Annotated in this window: 10 protein-coding genes; 3 read left to right on the forward strand and 7 right to left on the reverse strand. The window is 63.6% G+C overall.

From position 1 onward, the window contains the following. Positions 1–47 precede the first annotated feature (47 nt). Complete coding sequence (locus ACN19L_RS23130) at positions 48–2912, reverse strand: T9SS type A sorting domain-containing protein (protein WP_426491293.1); 2865 nt, start codon at positions 2910–2912, stop codon at positions 48–50. A 225-nt stretch (positions 2913–3137) separates the two neighbouring features. On the opposite strand from ACN19L_RS23130, the gene ACN19L_RS23135 reads away from it, so the two are divergent. The 3 genes from ACN19L_RS23135 to ACN19L_RS23145 all read left to right on the forward strand — a co-directional run bounded on the left by ACN19L_RS23135 (position 3138) and on the right by ACN19L_RS23145 (position 4943). After that, entirely contained in the window at positions 3138–3389 is a 252-nt protein-coding gene (locus tag ACN19L_RS23135) for a hypothetical protein (RefSeq protein WP_426491294.1), read from the forward strand. A 45-nt stretch (positions 3390–3434) separates the two neighbouring features. Then, positions 3435–4040 carry a GrpB family protein gene (locus ACN19L_RS23140; protein ID WP_426491295.1) on the forward strand — a complete coding sequence of 202 codons (606 nt, stop codon included), beginning with the start codon at positions 3435–3437 and terminating at the stop codon, positions 4038–4040. Positions 4041–4415: 375 nt separating this feature from the next. Then, entirely contained in the window at positions 4416–4943 is a 528-nt protein-coding gene (locus tag ACN19L_RS23145; RefSeq protein ID WP_426491296.1) for a hypothetical protein, read from the forward strand. A gap of 709 nt (positions 4944–5652) precedes the next feature. Here the strand turns inward: ACN19L_RS23145 and ACN19L_RS23150 are convergent. From ACN19L_RS23150 to ACN19L_RS23175, 6 genes are all read right to left on the reverse strand, one after another. Beyond that, positions 5653–10839 (reverse strand): beta strand repeat-containing protein, encoded by a 5187-nt coding sequence (locus tag ACN19L_RS23150; RefSeq protein WP_426491297.1) that lies wholly within the window; start codon positions 10837–10839, stop codon positions 5653–5655. Between the two features lie 14 nt (positions 10840–10853). Next, a complete protein-coding gene (locus ACN19L_RS23155; protein WP_426491298.1) occupies positions 10854–11735 on the reverse strand; it encodes an IS3 family transposase in 882 nt (293 codons plus the stop codon). Beyond that, positions 11732–12034, reverse strand: a complete 303-nt coding sequence (locus tag ACN19L_RS23160) for a transposase (protein WP_223831499.1) — start codon at positions 12032–12034, stop codon at positions 11732–11734. Before ACN19L_RS23160 ends, ACN19L_RS23155 begins: the two co-directional genes overlap by 4 nt. Continuing rightward, positions 11991–14153 (reverse strand): FG-GAP-like repeat-containing protein, encoded by a 2163-nt coding sequence (locus ACN19L_RS23165; protein WP_426491299.1) that lies wholly within the window; start codon positions 14151–14153, stop codon positions 11991–11993. Before ACN19L_RS23165 ends, ACN19L_RS23160 begins: the two co-directional genes overlap by 44 nt. Positions 14154–14672: 519 nt before the next feature. Further along, positions 14673–18254 (reverse strand): beta strand repeat-containing protein, encoded by a 3582-nt coding sequence (locus ACN19L_RS23170; RefSeq protein WP_426491300.1) that lies wholly within the window; start codon positions 18252–18254, stop codon positions 14673–14675. Between the two features lie 51 nt (positions 18255–18305). Further along, a complete protein-coding gene (locus ACN19L_RS23175; protein WP_426491301.1) occupies positions 18306–19646 on the reverse strand; it encodes a DNA/RNA non-specific endonuclease in 1341 nt (446 codons plus the stop codon). Between the last annotated feature and the right edge of the window lie 119 nt (positions 19647–19765).

Here is a 19765-nt window from a genome sequence, read left to right on the forward strand (position 1 = left end):
GCCCCCCTACATAGCAGGCGTCTTTCGTTTTATTCCTGGTGATCTCCTTACGGCTGCACAAGCAGGCGCAGCACGCTGGTATTGCCCTCGTGCTGCACCCGCACCAGGTACACCCCGGCCGGCAACGTGCTGGTCGGCACCGGCAGCGTCTGCGGGCCGGCGCTCTGCCGCTGCCGGGAGGTCAGCACGGTGACCGTGCGCCCGGCCAGATCCAGTACCTCGGCAGTTACCGAAGCGGCCGTGGGCAGGTAATAGGAAAGCGTGGCCGAGCCCGAGGCCGGGTTGGGGAACAGCTCCAAGGCCAGCTCCGGCCGGGCCGCATGGGTCGGCGTCGCCGTGGTGCGGGTGTACCAGATCGGGGAAGTCACGATCCGGTCCCCATCCTGCTCCAGGATAACGGCGTAATAGTAGGCCGTACTGCCCACGGCCAGGCCGGCATCGGTAAAGCTCAGGGCCGTGGGGCCCGAAACGGTGGCCACGCTCTGGGCCAGCTGCCCGCTGCCGGGCGTGCCCCGCAGCAGGGTGACGGAGCGGATAGCCTCCCCGTCCAAGTCAGTAACCGCGAGCGTCACGGCCGGAGAGCTCGCCCCGGACAAAATGCTGCCCATCGGCTGCTGGTTCAGGGAAAACGTGACTTCCGCGTTCCAGTCGTCGGAGGCGTAGAAGCTGCGCTGGCGCATAGCCGTGAGCAGGTCCGCCCTGGTCAGGCTGGGGGCCACGATGACCAGGCGGCCGGGGGTGGTGCGGTTAAAGGTCGTATTGTGGTTGTCGTGGTCGTAGCTGATGCCCACGTGGTAGCCCTTGCTCAGCAGGGTGGTGTAGGTGCTCTCGTAGCTGCCGGTGGAGGGGTTGGAGTAGGTCACGTTCGTGGACGTGGCCGGACCGGAACGCAGCACCGAGCCTACCACGGCCGAGTCGGCCCGGGTATTGAAGCTGCCCGAGGCCAGCCCGTTGTAGTCCCCGCTCTGGGGGTGGGCCAGGGTGGCAAAGGCTCCGGGGCGCTTGTTGATCTGCCGGAACAGGGCCTGGTAGTCGCTTTTGGGCACGTACACGTCGTAGTTGCCCGATTCCCAGCCCAGCAGCTGGTTGACCCCGTACACGAGCACGTGGCCCCCGCCCGAAATCACGCCCCACTCCATCCCGTAGAGGGCCACGAACTGGCTGTTGGTGGCCTGGTCGGCCTGCTGCAGGCCCCGGGCGTAGTTGGCGAGGCTCATGCCCGCCTGGGCGTGGTTGTGCTCGGAAATGCCCAGAAAATCCGAGTGCAGACTCGCATCGGCAAAGGTGAAATCCTGCAAAGGCGTGGAGGCCCCGGAGGAGCCGGCATCCTGGTTGCCGTCGGAGTAGGCCGAGTGGGCGTGCAGGTTGCCGAAGTAGAAGTTGCGGGTCCCGGCCGGGGGCGTGGGCACTGCGAGGCTGGCCGTGGCCGGGCCGCTGGTGCGGTAGGCCGTCGCGCAGCCCGTGCCGTTAAACTCGTACACGGCCGCGTACAGGGTCTGCCCGGTGGGCAGGCCCGTAACGGTAACTGAATTGCCGCTGCCGGCCGAGACCACGTACTCGCCCGGGCCCAGGGCGGCTCCGCTGCCGAAGGAGGCGCTGGCGGCGTAGCTCGTGCCGCTGACCGGCAGGGCGGTCGGGGCCTGGCCCATGCGCACGACGACCAGCCGGCCCGTGCCGCTGCCCGGCTGCCAGCTCAGGACGGCCCCGTTGGTGCCGCTAAGCGTGGCCGTCGCGGCCGTTGCCGGGGTGGCGGGCGCGGTGGCCAGCTGGCAGGGGTCGGTTTGCAGGGCCCCGGCCATACTCACGCTCTGCAGGTAGTTGATGGTGCAGCCCCTACCCTGGTACTCGAAGAGTTCGTAGAGGTAGCGGGTATTGGGCTGCAAGCCGGTCACCGTGGCCGTCGCGGCGGGACCAGCGTACACGCTGTAGCCGGCCGGGCTGAGCGCCGCCCCCGTCCCGTAGACGCTGTTGGCCGGATACTCCGTCCCGTCGACCGGGCGTGAGGGTCCCGTCGTGCTGGCCGGGCGCAGCACTAGCAGATGGCCGCTGCCGTTGCCGGGGGTGATGGTGAACGTGGCGCCCGTGCTGGTGGTCGTCACCCCGGTGACCACGGCGTTGGTGGTCGGTTCCGGACCGGGCGCGCAGGGCGTGGAGGTGTAGATGTTGTCGAAAACGGCGTACTCGGTTTCCGTGGTTACGTGGTTCCAGAGCCCGCCCAGGTAGGGCAAGGGCGTCTTCGTGTACACGGAGTCCGAGCGGGTGCCCACCCGCACGAAGGAAGCGGTGGCCGGGTCATCAAAGCTCTGGTTGTTCTGGGTCTGCTCCAGGGTCCAGGTGCTTTCCTCCGGGGAGTAGGTGACCCGCACCGTGAAGTACGGCCCGGTGGAGGGCAACGGGGCCACGGCCACGGCGGCCAGGGTTTTGAGCACGGTCGAGCCGGAGAGCCCGTTCTGGAAGCGCACCAGGCGCAGGCTGTCGCTGGCCCCGCTGTTGCCGTACACGACGGCGTAGCCCGTACCCGTGAGCAGGTCCGGGGAGCTGCCGGCGATGACAAAGCCCACGGCGTAGTTGTTGTTCAAAAAGCCCGAAGGGTTGGGTCGTGACTGCTGCATGTTCCAGGACCAGCTCAGCGCGCCCGCGTTGCTCTGCAGGGTGGTGGTGTAGCGCCCGCTCATGTCGCGCACGGCAAAGTCGCGGCCCAGAAAGCGGCTGCTCAGCCGCAGCTGGTTACCGGTGACCGAGACACTGGTGGGGGCGGCCGTCTCGGTTTCCACCCAGCCGCTGCCGACGGTGGCGTTGTCCGGGCGGTTGAAGTCATCGAGCAGGGCCGGGGTCTGGGCCAGGGCCGCGGTGGTGAGCAGGCTCAGGGGCAGCGCCAGGCTCAGGCGCCCGAAGCGGGTAGAAAGCAGCATGCAGAGAGGCAAAAAGGGAAAACGTGGGGGAAGGCAACTGCTAAAGATAGCGCCTGCGCGTCGGGCTTGCTATTGGTCGGCCCCGGCTATTCGGCGCTCCGGCGGCCCGCTTGCGTTTGCCCGGGCCAGGAGCTACCTTCAGGGCCGCCCCCTGGCCATGTAGTTACCGCTGCCCACCTGCTTATTCGCCCGGTTATTTGCCCGGTTTCCCACTCTATTAGTCCGATGATGACGCTTAGCCTGCCGGAGTTTATGGCCCTGCCCCCGCAGCAACAGAGCGAATATATTCTGGAGTACGGACAGTATTTGACCTCGCGGCGGCAGGCGGGCTACGGCATCAACCTGTACTGGCTGCACTCCTTTTTCTGCGAGCTCCGGGTGCAGCAGGACACGCTGGAACTAAGCCCGGGCCGGCCCTTTACCAGTGCCGGGGAGCTGACTGCCTACCTACCCTATCTGCCGTTGCCGGAGGGGTAAGCTGGGTAACCCCCTAAGCTTACATGTTCTTTCCCCCACCGTTCTATGTTGCAAAGTCCCGCGTTTGCTTCCTCCCGGCCAGTGGTGCTGCTGCCCTACCAGCCGCGCTGGGCCGAGGAGTTTACGGCCCTGGCCGGGCGGCTGCACGCGCTGGCGGAACCCTGGTTTCAGCGCCTGGATCACATCGGCTCGACCGCTGTGCCGGGCCTGGCCGCCAAGGACGTCCTGGACGTGCAGCTTACGGTCGCCGACCTGACGCAGATTCCCCCCCTGCTGCAGGCCTTGACCGGGGCCGGCTACCAGCTCCGGCCCGGGTTTCAGTACGATGAGTTTGCCGACCTGCCCGCGGACTCCCTGGACTTGCGCAAGGTCTACCTGCGCGAGCCCGCCGGGCAGCGACGCCTGCACCTGCACGTGCGAGAGGCCGGGCGTTTTAACACCCGCTTTGCCCTGTTGCTGCGGGACTACCTGCGCGCCGAGCCCGCAGCAAGTCGGGTCTACGCCCAGCTGAAAGAGCGGGCGGCCGCGCTGTTTCCGGCCAGCATCGCGGGATATCTTTACCTGAAGGAGCCCGGGTTTTATCTGCTCTATCAGGCCGCGACCCGCTGGGCGGAGCAGACGGGCTGGGAGCTGCCGGGGGATGCCCGATAAGGCGGACCTCCAGATAAACACAGGTGTTGCCAGAGCTGGGGCTTAAGTGCCTTACGGATCTTATGACTGTAACCATATTCAGGATAATATCCATACGGGTTGTCGGAGTAGCGAGGGCCCGTAGCTTAGATCCGCGCCAGAAAGCCAGTAATACTGCCATGGCGGTGGGTCCGCTAGGGGCCAGCCAATTCTACTCAGCTCAGCAACGCTATCTGGTACACTGCCCTATCCTTTCGTTGGTATACTCTAGGACCCCGTCAGTCGATTATTGCTAGCGTGCTCGGTCGAAATCCACTACTCTTTACTCGCCCAATTACCTTGCCGGCAGTGGGTTGTGGATTTATCTCAGAATTACACTCCTCTTTTTAAGACCGTATGGAGCACGCTTTACTCTCATCCCCCCCGACTACCTACCTGGCCCGGGAGCGGGCTGAGCTGGAACACATTGTTTCGCAGTGGGCCGGGCAGGAGGCGTCCGGGCTGGTCCGGCAGCAGCTGTCGGCCGCCGGGTCCGGGTTGCTTTCCCTGCTTCTGGATCTAACCAGCCGGACGATAAGTACCAACCTGCAAGCCTACCATGTGCGGGAGCTGCTGGGCGGGGCGCGGGCGCTACGCGGGGGGCAGGTGCAGGCCACGGCTGACGACTGGCAGCATCAAGCCGCCACCCAGCTCTGGTCGGGAACCTGGACGCTGGGTGCAGCGCAGGGCCTGCGGCCGGGCCGGGTGCTGGTGGGCATTGTCCAGCAGGCCGATGCGCTGGTGCAACTGCAGGAGCTGGAACAGCTGCTGGCTATGATCGGTGCCCAGTGCGGGGTAGAGGAGTCAGTCATAGCCCTGGGCTGGGGCTATACCGACGCTCCGGGCACGGGGGTACGGGTTTTGCTACTGGCCGGACTCCAATAAGCTAAACTACAAGCCCGCAGCCCCCAGAACCACCAGGCAGCTTGGCTAAGCCACGGTGATGATTACCACTTGCAGCTGAAAAGTCCTCACCACCCGAGTAAGGTCCCGAGCTTTAACCGGCAGTACCGGTGCATGCTTGACTGGTCGCTCTGCCAAGAGTCGGCTTCAGGCGGAAACTCACCCCGCGTACAAGCTTTCGGTGCAGGGGCCGGGCAGGTCTTGGAACAATGTGAGGTCAGGGTCTTATAGTACCGGGACGTACTGCTATGCTAAGCGGTAGCCACGCATCAGGGCATAGCACAGTCCGGCGCACATCACCGACCCAGCCCCAGGGCGCGGCCGGGGTGGAATGCTGCTCGTAATACTGCAGGACGGCTCCTTGCAAGGCAATGAATTCGGTCTGATTGGCCAACCCAAGCCAGCGCGTAATGACGCAGGGCACGGATGGGTCGGCCAAGGCCATACCGTAAGTAGTCGCTATAATAGTCTGTTCGCACAGAGTAGTTAGCTCGACCATACGGGAGCGTCGCTGCAGGGTTATCCACCAGGCAAGGGGCAAGGAATAGTTGACATAGCCCCGACTGACGGCCGGGGCTATGTCGCTTAACAGATGCAGCTGTGTCTGAAGAACTGACTTTAAAATGCTGGCAATCGACAATGCTTCTAATTTGTCAGCCTGCAATGGAGTGCTCCCACCCTGCTCCCCTTACTAGCGGTAAAAGCGAGCTATGTAGACGTGGCCTTGTGTCAGCAAACGGACGCTGTACCATCCCGTTGCCAGAGTTGGCAGCATCACGCGGTCAATGGTCGACCGTATGGGAAGTGGGCTTACGACCAGTTGTCCCATGGCGTTGTAGATGCTAAGGGTAGCATCAGCCGTCAGCCTGCCCGTGAATTGATAGTGAAACTCGTTGTCAGTTAACTCAGTGGGGTACACAAAGAATGCTGGTGCCGGCTGGTGCTTACCGCTGGGCTGGAGAGCCAGTATTGTACTTGTCCTACCTAGCGTCCATACCCCGTTGAGTTGGGTGAGACCGGTACTGATAACTTTATTCACCGTTGAGTCATTCATGCTGGCCAGGGGCCGCCAGGGACCAGTGGTAGTTTCAGCGCTAAATGCTCCCAACCGGGATTTGTGAAGCCCCGCCAGCTCATGATTCCAGTAGGTAGTCTCTAGCTTCATATAAAGGCCCGTAGAGTTGGCCGCTTGGATGCTGAAGTAGCGCTGGATGCTGGTGCCAGCCGGTAGGAGAACGGACTGACCCGTGATCCTTCGTACGGTTGTGCTGCCGGGCAAGCCAGACCCACTGGACGTAAGGACTAGCCCCAGATTGCCAAAAGGGTAGTTGGTGCCGGTAGCCTGTATGTCTGCCGTACTTGTTACGGTACCTTCCACATAACTGGTTTCCGTTTCACTAAGCGTGGCTCCACTGGTGATCAGCTCAGTTGCACCGGTCAGCAGCCGGCCAGAGCGCAGGCGAACTGCGCCGGTGACAGTAGCGGCCCGTTGCAAAGCCAGTACTCCAACTGGCTTGTCCACCTCGAGTGACGTAAAGCTGGGCATAGTTGAGCCCATTAGCAGTTGGGTGCCCGAGCCTGTAAACACAACGGTACCGGACAGCTGGCTGCTACCGTTGTGCTGCCAATCACCGCTTACGCGCAGGGTAGCGGTAGCCGGGAGCGTCAAGGTGGCTCCTGCCGCAACAGTGAGCGTGCTAACCGCCTGTGGACCAGGGCTGAGAATGGGGTACGTAGTTAAACCGGCCGGGATAGTTGCATCGACGGCAGCCGTCGGTACAAGGCCACTCTGCCAGTTTCCGGGTGTATTCCAATCACTCCCGGCGGCTCCAGTCCATACGTAACGGGCCGGCTTATTATACACGATAAGCGCGCCCTCATGGGCCATGCTGGTCGAGTTGGCCGTCACTAAATCCAGCGTGCGGTTACCATCAAGGTCGGCCAACACCAAGCTGGTGGGGCCACTACCAACCGGCACCGTGGTCGTAAGGACAAATCTACCCTGGCCTTGGTTAAGACAAATGGATGCGCTGGCGGAGGATTCATTCACGGTTATCGCATCTAGGTCCCCGTCCCCATCCACATCCCCCAGTTTCAGATCGAGGGGATGACCGCCGACTGCCACCGGCGTGCCCACCGTAAATGTGCCGGTCCCGCTGTTGGTCAGCAGCACTACTGAGCTTTGCCCTGCAGTCGGACCATAGTCGTACTGAGCCACGAGCAGGTCCGGAGCCCCGTCACCGGTTACGTCGCCGAAAGCGACGGCACTCGGGGTGTTGAGTACTGGTATCAGCACGGGCGTAGCCAAGTTGCCAGCACCATCGTTAAGGCGCACGGCGACATTGTTGCCCGTCGCATTAACGGTGATTACGTCCACATCACCGTCATTGTCCACATCCCCCGCGGTGAGTCCCATCACCCGGCCGGTAATGATCGAGGTGGCTACGCCGAAGGTACCATCCCCCCGACCCAGACAGCTGTAGGCCCCACCGTAATTACAGCTGATCAGCAGGTCCTGGTTACCATCCCCATTCAGGTCAGTCGCTACAGTCATGCGCGCATTGGGCGTGGCCACAGTACTATGAAGCTGAAACCCCGCCAAACCGTCGTTGCGCCACACCTCCAGGTTACCCAAGGGCAGTGTGGCTACCAAATCCAGGTCACCGTCATTGTCCACGTCGACGCTGGTCAGGTAGGTGGCTGCGCCCAGCATCGTACTGGAACTGCTGGCAAAATTAGCATTCGCGTCGCCGTAGTAGATCGTCAGGAAGGCCGTGGGACTGGTGCGGGCGCTGGAAGCAGCCACATCGGGGTAGCCATCGCGGTTAAAGTCCCCCACTGCAACCCCAAAAGTGCTACCCGTGGTGGGCAGATACTGATGCCCGGCCGCAAAAGTACCGGGGGCCGGACCAGTAGCCATCGTGAACTGGGTAACATTGGGCCGGTCCACCGGCGTATTATCGGCAGCAGCGGCGGCTGATCGAACAATCACCTGAACGGTTTCGCCGGCCCGCAGCGCCTTACTGGGGGTAAAGGAGATTGTATTCGTACCGCCACCACTATAGGAGCCCGGCAATACCCCGAAGGACTGGCTGCCAAACAGACGCAATCCCGCCGGGCCGGCTGTTGCCGCATTCACCGCCCGGGAGAAACTGGCGGTAATGCTGGTGCCGGGCAACACATTCAGGCTATTGCCAGTTGGCGTTACCTGCACCACAGTGGGCGATACGGCAAAGGCGAACGGGGCGCTTGAGCCAGCTGCCGTAGTTACCCGTAGTGCCCCACTGCTGGCTCCAGCCGGCACGACGGCCATTAGCTGGGTGGCTGACCCGAAGGTAAACGGGGCCGCTACCCCATTAAAGCTCACTTGGGTAGTACCGGCAAATGTGGTACCCGTGATTGTCACGGGCGTGCCCACAACCGCCGTGGCGGGTGTCACGGCTATGATAGCTGGGAGCACCGCGAAGGCGAGGTCATTGCTGCTGCCATGGGGGGCTGTAACAACCAGCGGGCCACCGGTTGCGCCGGCAGGTACGCCCACCGTCAGAAGTGTGCCTGCCGCGTTTACCGTGAACCCGGTAGCGGTGACGTTGCCGAACGTAAGCCCGGTAGTTCCTTGTAGATTCGTCCCAGCCAGCGTAATCGTGGCGCCCACCGGAGCGGCCGCGGGGGCTACACTCGTTAGCACCGGGGCCGGTATGGTGAAGTTAACAGCGCTGCTACCACTGCCATGCGCAGTTACAACTTGCACGGGTCCCGTGCTCGCGCCTACGGGAACGGTTGCCGTCAACTGGGTAGCTGAGCCTGCCACAAACGGGGCGGACACGCCGTTAAACAGCACCTGAGTAGGTTGGTGCAAGTCGGTGCCGGTAAGGGTTACGCTTGAGCCAATCAGCCCACTGGTGGGCGTAAAGGCAACAATGATCGGAGCCGCCGTGTAGAGCAACCCGTTGCTGACCGTACCGCCCGCCGTTACCACTACTGGCCCGGTGGTAACCCCGGCTGGGGCTGCCACCGTCAAAGCGGTGCCTGCCGTATTCACCGTGAAGCCAGGAGCTGCTGTCCCGTTAAAACTGACCTGGGTAGTACCGGTAAAATTGCTGCCCGTGAGCGTAACCAGGGTACCTGGCCCCCCGAACGCCGGAGACACATTCGTAAGCGTAGGGCCAACCGTAAACGTCAGGCCGTTGCTCACCCCGTTAGGAGTCGTTACTACTACCGGGCCGGTCGTAGCGGCAGCGGGCACTGTCACGGTCAGCACTGTACCGGTACCGTTCACCGTAAACCCGGTAGCGGGAGCGCCATTGAATGTTACCTGACGCGCATCGTGCAGGTTGCGGCCGGCAATAGCCACCGAACTACCGAGGGGGCCGGCATCAGGGCTTAGCGTCGTAAGCACCGGGCCCGGGATAGTTAGGCTGGCGGAACTGCTGGCTGTGCCGGCAGGAGTGGTTACTCGCACCAAGCCGCTGGTCGCACCCGCAGGTACCACAAAGGTGAGTTGTGTTGCGGAGTTGACCGTGTAGTTGGTCGCTGCTGTGGCATTCACCGTTACCCGGGTAGCTCCCATAAGGTCAGTGCCCGTTACGACAACGCTGCTGCCAACTGGGCTGCTGCTGGGGTTTACGCTGGTAATAGTCGGGGGCAGGGTAAAGACCAGTCCATTGCCGGCCCCGTAACTGTTCGTAGCTACTACCGGGCCAGTGGTTAAGCCCGCTGGGGCGGTTACGGTGAGTTGCGTACCCGCCGCGTTTACGACAAAGCCCGCCGCTACCGCACCATTAAATGTTACTTGGGTGGTACCTGTCAGGCCCGTACCCGTGAGCGTTACCGCCGTGCCGGCAGGCCCGAATGCCGGGCTAATTGCCGTCAAGCTGGGGGCGCTGCTAAAGAGCAGCCCATTACTGCGACCTGAGCCCGTGCTCGCCACAACCGGTCCGTTTGTAACTCCTACGGGAGCCGTTACGGTTATCTGGGTTCCGGTGGCGTCAACTATGCCATCAGGAGCTGCCAGCCCGTTAAATGTCACGCCCGTCAGGCCCAGCAGGTTACTGCCCGTCAGCGTTACGACAGTGCCAGCCGGTCCGGCAGCGGGGGCAATCGCGGTCAGAACCGGAGCCGGGACGGTGAAGTAGGTGCTGCTGGCGGCAGTGCCTCCTGGCGTAGTCACGCGGACCAGGCCGGTGCTGGCTCCAACCGGTACGGTAACCGTCAGTTGGGTGGCTGATACGACGGTGTAGTTAATGGCCACCACCCCATTAAAGGTAACCTGCGTAGCTCCAGTCAAGTTTTGTCCGGTCAGGGTTACTACCGTGCCGGGACTGCCACTAAGTGGGCTAAAGCTGCTCAGCACTGGAGCCGCCGTAAAGAGCAGTCCATTGCTGGGCCCACCCGGCGTGGTCACCACTACGGGGCCGGTTGTTACTCCCGTTGGCGAATAAACCGAGAGGGAAGTAGCTGAGTTGGCGAAGAAGTAGCTGGCGGCTTTGCCGTTAAACGTTACACTTGTCGCGTCGTTCAGGTCTGTCCCGGTAATGGTGACGATGGTGTTTGCGGGGCCGCTGGTGGGACTCAGGGCCGTGAGTACCGGGGACGGGATAGTGTAGGGTGTGGTACTGACGGCCGTACCGGCAGTTGTCCGAACCCGAATGGGGCCGCTGCCTGCCCCGCTGGGCACCGTGACCGAGAACTGGGTAGCTGAATTACCGGTAATTGCCGAGGTGGTAGCTGTGCCGAACGTCACCTGATTGGTACCCGTCAAATTAAGGCCCTGCACCGTCACCCGGGTGCCCGCTGGTCCCGATGCCGGCGAAAACGAGGTGATAACGGGTGCCCCCGTAAATGTCAAGCCGTTACTCACCCCGTAGGGAGTGGTCACGTGAGGTGGTCTAGCTAAGCTGGACAGAGTTGGGACGTTGTTTGAAGGTGGAGTTCGAAATGGTTGGGAGCTTGGTAGCCGAGGGCGGAATGGCGTCGTTCGGCGTTGTAGTAGGCGATGTGGTGGCTGATTTCGAGCTTGGCTTCGGCCAGGCCGGGGAAACTGCCGCCGTCGAGCAGTTCGGCTTTGAAGCGGCTCCAAAAGGACTCGGCGTGGGCGTTATCGTAGCAATTGCCGCGCCGGCTCATGCTTTGCACGGCCCCGTGGCGGGCCAGTAAGTCCTTGAAGCGGGTGGCCGTGTACTGGCTGCCCTGGTCGGAGTGCACGACCAGCCCGGCCGGGGGGCGGCGCACGACCAGGGCGCGACGGAGCGCCTCGCTGACTAGGTCCTCCGGCATGGTGTCGCGTACGTCCCAGCCCACGATTTTGCGCGAGCAGCGGTCGAGCCAGACGGCCAGGTAGAGCCAGCCGCCGCCCTGGCGGGGCAGGTAGGTGATGTCGCCCACCCAGACCCGGTTCGGGGCGGTGGGGGCCGGCTGGCCGAGCAAGCGGTTAGGCGCCGCGCGCACGGCCGGGTCCGAGTCGGTGGTGCGGGGCACAAACGAGCGCGGCTGCTGGGCCCACAAGCCGTGCGCCTTTAGCACGCGGCGGATGCGCCAGCGGCCCACCGCGTGGCCTTGCGCCTGTACCTCCGCCCGCAGCCGGCGGGTGCCGTAGCGTTGGTTGTGGTGCGCAAATACCTCGCGCACGGCCAGTTGCCAGGCCGGCTCGACCACCGGCTGCTGCCGGCGGCGCTGCCACGCATAGTAGGCGGCCGGGGCCACGCGCAGCACCTGGCAAAGCTGGCGCACGGGTACGTGGGCCCGGCGTTGGGCGATGTGCTGGTAGGTGCTCACCGGGTCGGCTGGCCGAAGATGACCAAGGCTTTTTTTAAAATGTCGAGCTCCTGCTCGGCCCGTTTCAGTCGGGCCCGCAGGGCGCGCACTTCCGGGTCGCGCGCCACTTCCTCACTGCCCACTTCGGCCACGAGCTGCGCCTGCTGCCAGCGGTAGAGCAGCTTGGGGCTGATGCCCAACTGCCGCGCCGCCGCTTGGGTGCTGCGGCTCTCGCTGGCCAGGCGCAGGGCCTCGGTCTTAAACGCCTCGTCGTATTTACGCCGTTTGTCGGGCGACGCCCCGTTCTTTTTGGCTGTCATCACAGAAGAAATATACGTCCTTCTTCTGTCCGTCTTGCCTAGACCACCTCACGTATACCAACCCCGAAAGTACCCCGGCGGGAGCACTCACCTGCAGGCTGGTGCCACCCGCATCCACCGTAAAGCCCGGTGCCACTACTCCACCAAATGTGACGGCACTAGCATTTTGCAATCCTGCCCCAGTCAGCGTCACAATTGTTCCGGCTGGGCCGAAAGCTGGGGAGATCGTAGTGAGCGTTGGCGCCCCGGTAAACGGGATTCCATTGCTGGTACCATTGGGCGTTGTAACCAACACCAGGCCGGTGCTCACTCCAGCCGGAGCCGCCACCGTCAGTTGCGTGCCAGCAGCGTTCACCGAAAATCCCGGAGCGGCTGTGCCAGCAAACGTTACCTGCGTAGCTTCCAGAAACCCGGTACCCGTTACCGTGACGACCGTCCCCGCCAGCCCCTCGGTTGGGCTAACACTGGTTATGACGGGGGCAGGAACTATAAATCGGGTGGCACTGGTAGCTTGCATGCCCGGCATTGTGGTGACTTCGATGGGCCCGCTGATTGTTCCCGCCGGCACCATCGCCGTTACTGTTGTAGCCGAGTTCACCGTGAAGCTGGTGGCTGGCCTACCAGCAAAGCTCACCTGTGTAGTAGCGGCCAGATTGGTACCCGTCAGCGTGACGCTGCTGCCAATAGGGCCGCTGCCAGGCGCGAAGCTGGTAAGCGTTGGTGTGGCCCCGTTTAGATACACATTGATGCTACTGGTGCTGCCGGTAGGTGAAGGATTGGATCCGCCTATCAGGTCCAGGGTGCCGTCGTTGTTTACGTCGGCCAGGGCTACGTAGTACGCTCCGGATGAAATAAGCTGGCCGGGGCTGAATGTTCCACTGCCATTGTTGAGTCGTATATCACGGGTATTGCCGCTAACTGCCAGATCCAGATCTCCATCCCCATCCACGTCGCCCAGCTTCACATCCGTGGGAACATTACCGGTATTGAGGGTAGTGGCAGCCTGGAAAGTGCCAGTACCCGCGTTCGTATTCAGCAACACGGACACGTTGCTACTGTTCTGGTTAGCCGTCACCACATCCAGTGCTCCGTCACCGTTCAGGTCGCCGAGAGCAATACTGTTCGGCTGAAATCCGACGGTCAGTGTTGCCCCAGCCGTAAAGGTGCCGGTTCCGTCATTTAGGCGCATGAAGGCCCGGTTGCTCTGGGCCCCGGCGGTCACGTAGTCCAAGTCTCCATCCCCATCGATATCTCCCACTGCCACGCCTACCGGGGCACTTATATTGAAGTAGTTACCCCTTGTGGTGCTGAAGGTCCCATCGCCCTGACCAAAATGGACAAATACGCTACCGGATGCGGTGCAGGCCACTACCATATCCAGGTTGCCGTCCCCATCCAGGTCAGCCGGCGCAATTGTGCGTACGTCGTCGCCAGTCCGAAAAGGGCGCAAGGTTGTGAATACGCCGTTCCCGTTATTTTGCATTACGACCACTTGTCCCCCATTGCCTACCAGCAAATCCAGGTCACCATCGTTGTCCAAGTCAGCGGAGGTCAGGAAATACGCCGGCCCCATCGCGTAATCGACTGGGCTGCCGAACGTACCGTCGCCCAGCCCGAAGCGCACCTGCACCTTCGAGGTGGTATACTGGCTGCAACTGGCCAGATCTAGGTTTCCGTCCCCGTTAAAGTCGGCGGCCGTCACTCCGTAGGTGTCTCGTGTAGCTGTCAGGACTTGGCCTGGTAACCCAAACGTGCCGGGGGATGGTGTGGTGGCAACGGTGAATTGAGTTAACGAAGCCAGTGGTAATGCCTGCCCTGTTGCACTCAATGTACCTTTTAAAACATCAACCTGCACTGTTTCACCAGGCTTAAGGTGCTGGGCTGGCTGAAAGGTGGCAGTAGTGGTGCCGGCTCCACTGTAGGTGCCAGGCAGCAAACCGCCACGCTGGCTGCTGAAGACCCGCAGGCCGGTAGTGGAAGCCGCGGCAGCCTGCATGGGCTGGGAGAACGTAACCCTTACGTTCGAGTTCACCCCGGCCGCGATGGTATTGCGGCCGGGTGCCACCGTTACAACCTGTGGTGCCTGCGCCCAGGCCCGCTGCCCAGTTACTACCAGCACCAGAGCGGTAATGCAGTATGAAATTCGAAATAAACTCCGGTGTAAAGGTGACCGATGGTGGCTGGAGTCCCTTGGTAACTTGACCTTACCAGAAGGTTGGGTGTAGAGATGCTTCATTCACTTGGGAATAGATATCAGCTAGCAATGGAATGATCGACTAGCAATGGATTGTCTGTGCAAAATTCAGCTGTCTTTACTAATTGAGCAAGCCTGAAAAATTTTAATAACCAAGAATATACAGCTTGAGAACGGCGGATCAAGCACCTCTGCCTTGCAGGCATGGTAGTCGATCTCTTGGCGTAAGGGGGCTTTTGTTGAAAGTTTGGAAAAACCACCAGGAGAATGATCGGTCTACACATTCGGGCCTACGTTAAAAGCAGGGTCCTTGTACTCTGCTCAGCTGAAAGCTAGTAGCAGCGGCTGAGCTACCTCCCCCCTTCGTAAGAAGTAGCTGGTTAAAACACGAAAAAAGGCCACCTGATTGGATGGCCTTTTTTCGTGTTTTAACCAGCTACTTCCCTACCGGGTTAGTACCAGGCGGGCGTGCAGAGGTGCGACGCCGGCACCGCTCAGCCGCAACACGTACGTCCCGGCGGGCAACCCCGCCGGCAGGCGCAGACCTAGCTGCTCCACCTCCGCGCCGGGGCGCAGGGGCTGGGTGTAGAGCTGCCGGCCGGTGTTATCAAGTACCTGCAGCGTCAGGGCCTGCCCGGCCCGGCCCGCTACGGTAAGCGTCAGCGCCTGCACCGCCCCGGCCGGGTTCGGAGCCAGGGTGAGGGAAGCGGCCAATGCTGCACCATTTTGCGGACCCACCGCGACTACGCTGCTGTAGTGCAGGGTGCCGTCCTGGTCCTGCTGCTCCAGGCGGTAGTAGAGCTGGCCGGCCGGGGCCGTCGCGTCCAGCGCCTGGTACTGGCGGGCCTGGCTAGTAGTGCCCGCCGCCGCCTGGCTGGCGACCGAGGTGAAGGTGCGACCATCCAGGCTGCGCTGCACCCGGAAGCTCTGGGCCCCGATCTCCTGCGCCGTGGCCCAGCTCACTTGGACCAGCCCACTGGCGTGGCGCTGGGCCGAAAAGCGGGTAAGCGTGACCGGCAGCGGGGTGGAAAAGGCGCGGGCGGCCGAGTAGCTGTTGGCTACGCGCAATCCGTCGAGCAGCAGCGGGGAGGTATTGGAGCCCTGACGCAGGGCGACCGCGCCGATGCTGCTGGGAGCCGACGTGGCGGATTCCGTGCTGGTGGCCCCGGCCACGGCCGGCTCGCTCTGCCCCGGATTCACGTACAGCTTCGTTTCCGCCCCGGAGGGCCCGAAGGTGTAGCGCATCACCAGCAGGTAGGTGGTATTCAACTCGTAGAGCGTAGGGTCGTACTGGGTCGTAGTGCCGCTGCCCGATACGCCGAACTGGATTTTCCCCCCGCTGGCTGAGCGCACGAACAGGCGGGCCCGGAAGGTGCTCACGACCGGGTCGGTGCTCAGGTGCAGGAAGTAGTCGGCCGTGCTGGCCGAGCTGACGCTTACCAGAGCCGAGGCGTACACGGCCGTGCCGGCGGCCTGAGCCGGGAAGGTGCGGCTTACGTCCTCCCCCGAGGCCGTCAGGGCAGCGGCGGCATTCACAGCAGCCGGGCGGTTGAAGCCCGCTGCATCGTAGCCGCTGTAGGCCAAGCCCGGGGCGCTGAGCAGGATGGCATTGGTGCCGGGGAAGCTGTGGGCCGTCCAGCCGTGGTCGGTGAGCCGGTCCCCGGCCGGGTAGTCGAAGTTCTCGGCCAGCAGCAGGCCCGCCGGCAGCGGGGGCGTGGACAGGGTCAGCTCCCCGTGGGGGGTGAGCAGGTAGTTCTCGGCCCCGCTGGTATTGTCGTCGTTGTAGTCGAAGACGGCGAAGGTGTACTCGGTGTCGGCTGTCAGTCCGGTGACAGTAACGCTGGCGGCGCTGCCGGCCAGTACCACGTAGGTGCCGGGCGTGGGCTGGTCACCCTGCCCGAAGGCGCTGTTGCCGGCGTAGGTTGTGCCGTCCGTGGGCTGGAACCCGAGGGCCGGGCCGGGAGTGGCCAGCAGCAGCTGCTTGGCCCCATCGCCCCCGCTGATGGTAAGCGTTACGCTCGTGGGCGAAACGGTGGTGGCCGTGAGGGTGCTGCCCTGGGTGGGCTCGGCGGCCAGGGTCACGGCCGGGGTAGTGAAGCTGACCTGCTCCCCGTAGCTGGTGCCCTGCGCATTGGTGGCGTAGGCCCGCACGTAGTACGTGGTGTTGGGCACAAGGCCGATCAGCTGGCTGGTAAACGTGCCGAGGCCGGTGCCGTCCTGGGTGAAATCATCCTGGGTAGTCGGGGCCGGGGTGGTAGCGTAGGCCACGCCCCGGGCCGTGACGGGGCTCCCCCCATCCTCCTGCACTTCCCCCCCGCTGGTGGCTGCCGAGCTGGTGACGGCGGAGGGGAGCAGGGTGCGGACGCTGGGCGGGTACACCGGGCTGGTGCCGGCGCCGGAAACGGCAATGCCGGGCAGGGAGCCGGCTCCGGGCGAGGAGACGCTGATACTGCCGCTGTAGGCCTGATCCAGGGCGGGCAGGAAGCGCACCTCCACCGTGGCCGACAAATTACCCCCGGCGGGGGTGAGCGTGAGAGCGGCGCAGCTAAAGGCGCCGGTGCCGGTGCGCAGCTGGAAGCCGGCGGGCGGGGTTAGGGTAACATCCCCGGACAGGTTGCTGCCGGTCAGGGTAACGGGTTTGGCGATGGAGGCGGAACCCGTGGCCACGCTGCCGAAGTCGGGCACCGGGTTGGGGCTGGCCGTGACCGTGGGCTGGGGGGCACTCACGCTAATTGTCACCGGGGCGCTGGTCGCCGACACGCTGCCGCAGGTGCTGCTGGCCTGGGCGACCAAGTAGTAGGTACCGGCCACGCCGCCGAAGTCGGCGCCCTTCGGCGTGTACGAGGCCGCAGTGGCCCCGCTGATGGCCGTGGTGAACGGGCCCAGGCTGCTGGTGCCGTAGGTCCAGGCGAAGGTAGAGGGTGCCGTCGCCGAGGCGGTAAGGGGCGAGCCGGTGCCGGTGGTGGTGATGCTCTGCCCCGCGGTGGAGTTGAGGGTGACGCTGTTGCTAACCGGGGGATTCGTGACGGTCAGGTCGGCCGTGTTGGCGCTGCCGATGGTGCCGGAGGCGGCGTGCACCACCCGGATGCGGTAGCCGCTGCCGGCCGGGGTGCCCGCGGGCAGAGTAGCAGCAATCGGCGTAGCGGAGCCGGTGCCGATCAGGTTCTGGGGCAGGTCCGCGGCAAAGGAGCCGCTGGCGTCGGAGAGCTGGGCGGCAAAGGTGCCTGACAGGCCACCGGTTACGGCATAGGGTACCGACACAGCCGTGCCCGCTGAGCCGGTTACGCAGAAGGGGCTGCCCGCAATGGTACCGGTCGTGATTTTAGGCGTAACGGGGCCGGCGGCAGTTGCCGTTACAGCCAGGTTGTCGAGGCTGATTTTCGGACGGGAACCGGTCGGGTTCGTGCCCCCGGCGGTGGGCACGATGTAGAAGCGGATTTTAGCCGTGGCGCTGTTATCAAAAGCGGCCGGCAGGGCCAGGGCGCTGAGCTGCCCGGAGGAAGCCGCGTTGTTGGTCAGCACCACGCTGGAGCCAGGCAGATCCACCCAGGCTCCATTGGTGCCGGTATTGGTTTGCAGCTTGAAGGTGCTCTGGCGGTTACCGGTGGAATTATTCACCTCGGCCCAGGTCAGGGAAATCGTGCCGGCCGTGGTGCCGGTAAAGTCCAGGTTCAGGTCGAAGGCGGCGGCGTTGGCGTTGTCGCTGCCGGTGGCCAGCAGCACAATGGCCTGGGTACCCTTCTGCACGCCCCCGCTGGTACCGCTATTAAAGACTTGGTTCTGGTTGGGCAGCGTGGGGCTGGGCGCGGCCGCAGAAAAGGGGGCGGCCCCGGTTCCGGAGGCGAAGTTATCGGCCCAACCACTGATCTGGCTGAAGTTTTCGGCGTAGTTGCCGGTGCTCAGGGCGTAGGGCGTCTGGGCCTGGGCCCCGAGGCTGAGCAGCAGGGCGGGCAGCAGGGCCGGCAGCAGGCGCGCCAGGAGTCGCCCTGCCAGGACGCGCGCGGGGTATGAGGTAGAAAAAGTCATGGGATAAGTCGGGAAGGAAAACGGGAGAAGGCGGGCACAGACGCTCCCGGCCTAGTTAGTGGGGCCGTTGTCGACCTGGGCCTCCACGACCTGCTGCACGCTCACCGGCAGGGCCGAGAGCAGGTCCAGGCCGGTGGCCGCCTCGATGGCATCCACGGTGGTGCGGTACTGGCCCCAGTTGGAGGTCATCCCGTTGTCGTTGGGCGTATCGATGGCGATGATGCGGGTGCTGGCATTCACCCGGCTGATATCATTGGTGCCCTGGGGCAGCACGACGATCACTTTCCAGATGCGCTTGGGCACCTGGATGCGGCCCTGGTCGATGGTCTCGGCATACACCGGGCGGTCGGGCTGCCCATTGGCGCGGATCACCCCGTTGCCGCCCTTGCCGTAGGAGCCCATGATGATGTAGAGCTCGTTGCCGGCGTCAATCAGGGTGCGGCCGTAGTTTTCCAGCGTCGCCCAGGTCTGCTGGTTGTTGGTAGGCGACTGGGGAATCATGTTGGTCATCAGGAAGGTGGCCGAGTTGTCGGCCACGGTGCTGGTGCGGTCGGCCGAGGGACAGTTGTGGCCCCGGTCAAAGCCCGACCCGGAGTAGCTACCGTTGCTGACCTGGTACCAGCCGGCGGGCAGGGTGTTGTCGGCCCGAAAGTCGTTCTGGCGGGCCGCTGAGCCCACCCACTTCGGGGCCAGGTACCAGCTTACCCAGTTGGGCTTCCCCTGGTCGCGGTGGTAGCTCAGCGCGTACTGGGGCTTTTCCATCAGGTAATTGGTGGGCTGGTTCACATCGGCCACCGCCCCGCTGGGGTTGCCCATGGTCAGGTGCTGGTCGTCCCCGACTGTGGAAGGAGGCGGGGTGGCCGAGTAGGCCGCCACCGTGAAGTTGTCCAGATTCAGGCGGGCCGCTCCCCCACTGACCTTACGCAGCTGAAAGCGCAGGGCGCCGGGTACGCCAACGGGGAAAGAGGCCGTCTGCAGGGCGTAGCCGGTGGCCACCACCGGCTGGCCCACCCGGACCCAGTCGGCGCAGCCCTGGGTCTGGTACCAGAGCTCGAAGGCGGCGGTCGGGTCCGTACCGTAGGCGGCATGCTGCACGGTGACGGTGCTGGCTCCATCCGGCAGAAAGAAGTCCATGGTGAGCGTGCCGCGCTGCTGCAGGCGCACGGCCTGAGCGCCTGCCTTGTGGTCCTGGGCATCGGCCCCGAGCAGGGCGTCGTCCAGGGTCCAGGAGCCGGTACCCAGCGTCACGGACGCGGCCGGATAGGTGGTCTTGGTTCCGGAGTCAAAGGATTCCGTAGTGGTCGTCTGGGCCCGGGCGGTGGGGCTCAGCCATCCGGTCAGGGCTAGCAGCAGGGGGATGCCCAGGGCCCGAGGGAAGGTAGAGGTGTACATCAACTAGACTGGAAAGAAAGAACTTAGCGGCTGACAAGATTTCCGCAGCCTTAAAGCTACTAGCTTTTCCCGGTCGAGCTGGAATCGGAGCCCGGATGGTAACAATAAGGAAATACCGA

Origin of the sequence: Hymenobacter sp. 102 (assembly GCF_049949205.1) — a bacterium.
GTDB lineage: Bacteria > Bacteroidota > Bacteroidia > Cytophagales > Hymenobacteraceae > Hymenobacter.

Excerpts from the sequence above, each read along its gene's own strand:
- ACN19L_RS23130 (WP_426491293.1), bottom strand. The coding sequence starts at position 2,912 with ATGCTGCTTTCTACCCGCTTCGGGCGCCTGAGCCTGGCGCTGCCCCTG.
- ACN19L_RS23135 (WP_426491294.1), top strand. The coding sequence starts at position 3,138 with ATGATGACGCTTAGCCTGCCGGAGTTTATGGCCCTGCCCCCGCAGCAA.
- ACN19L_RS23140 (WP_426491295.1), top strand. The coding sequence starts at position 3,435 with ATGTTGCAAAGTCCCGCGTTTGCTTCCTCCCGGCCAGTGGTGCTGCTG.
- ACN19L_RS23145 (WP_426491296.1), top strand. The coding sequence starts at position 4,416 with ATGGAGCACGCTTTACTCTCATCCCCCCCGACTACCTACCTGGCCCGG.
- ACN19L_RS23160 (WP_223831499.1), bottom strand. The coding sequence starts at position 12,034 with ATGACAGCCAAAAAGAACGGGGCGTCGCCCGACAAACGGCGTAAATAC.
- ACN19L_RS23170 (WP_426491300.1), bottom strand. The coding sequence starts at position 18,254 with ATGACTTTTTCTACCTCATACCCCGCGCGCGTCCTGGCAGGGCGACTC.
- ACN19L_RS23175 (WP_426491301.1), bottom strand. The coding sequence starts at position 19,646 with ATGTACACCTCTACCTTCCCTCGGGCCCTGGGCATCCCCCTGCTGCTA.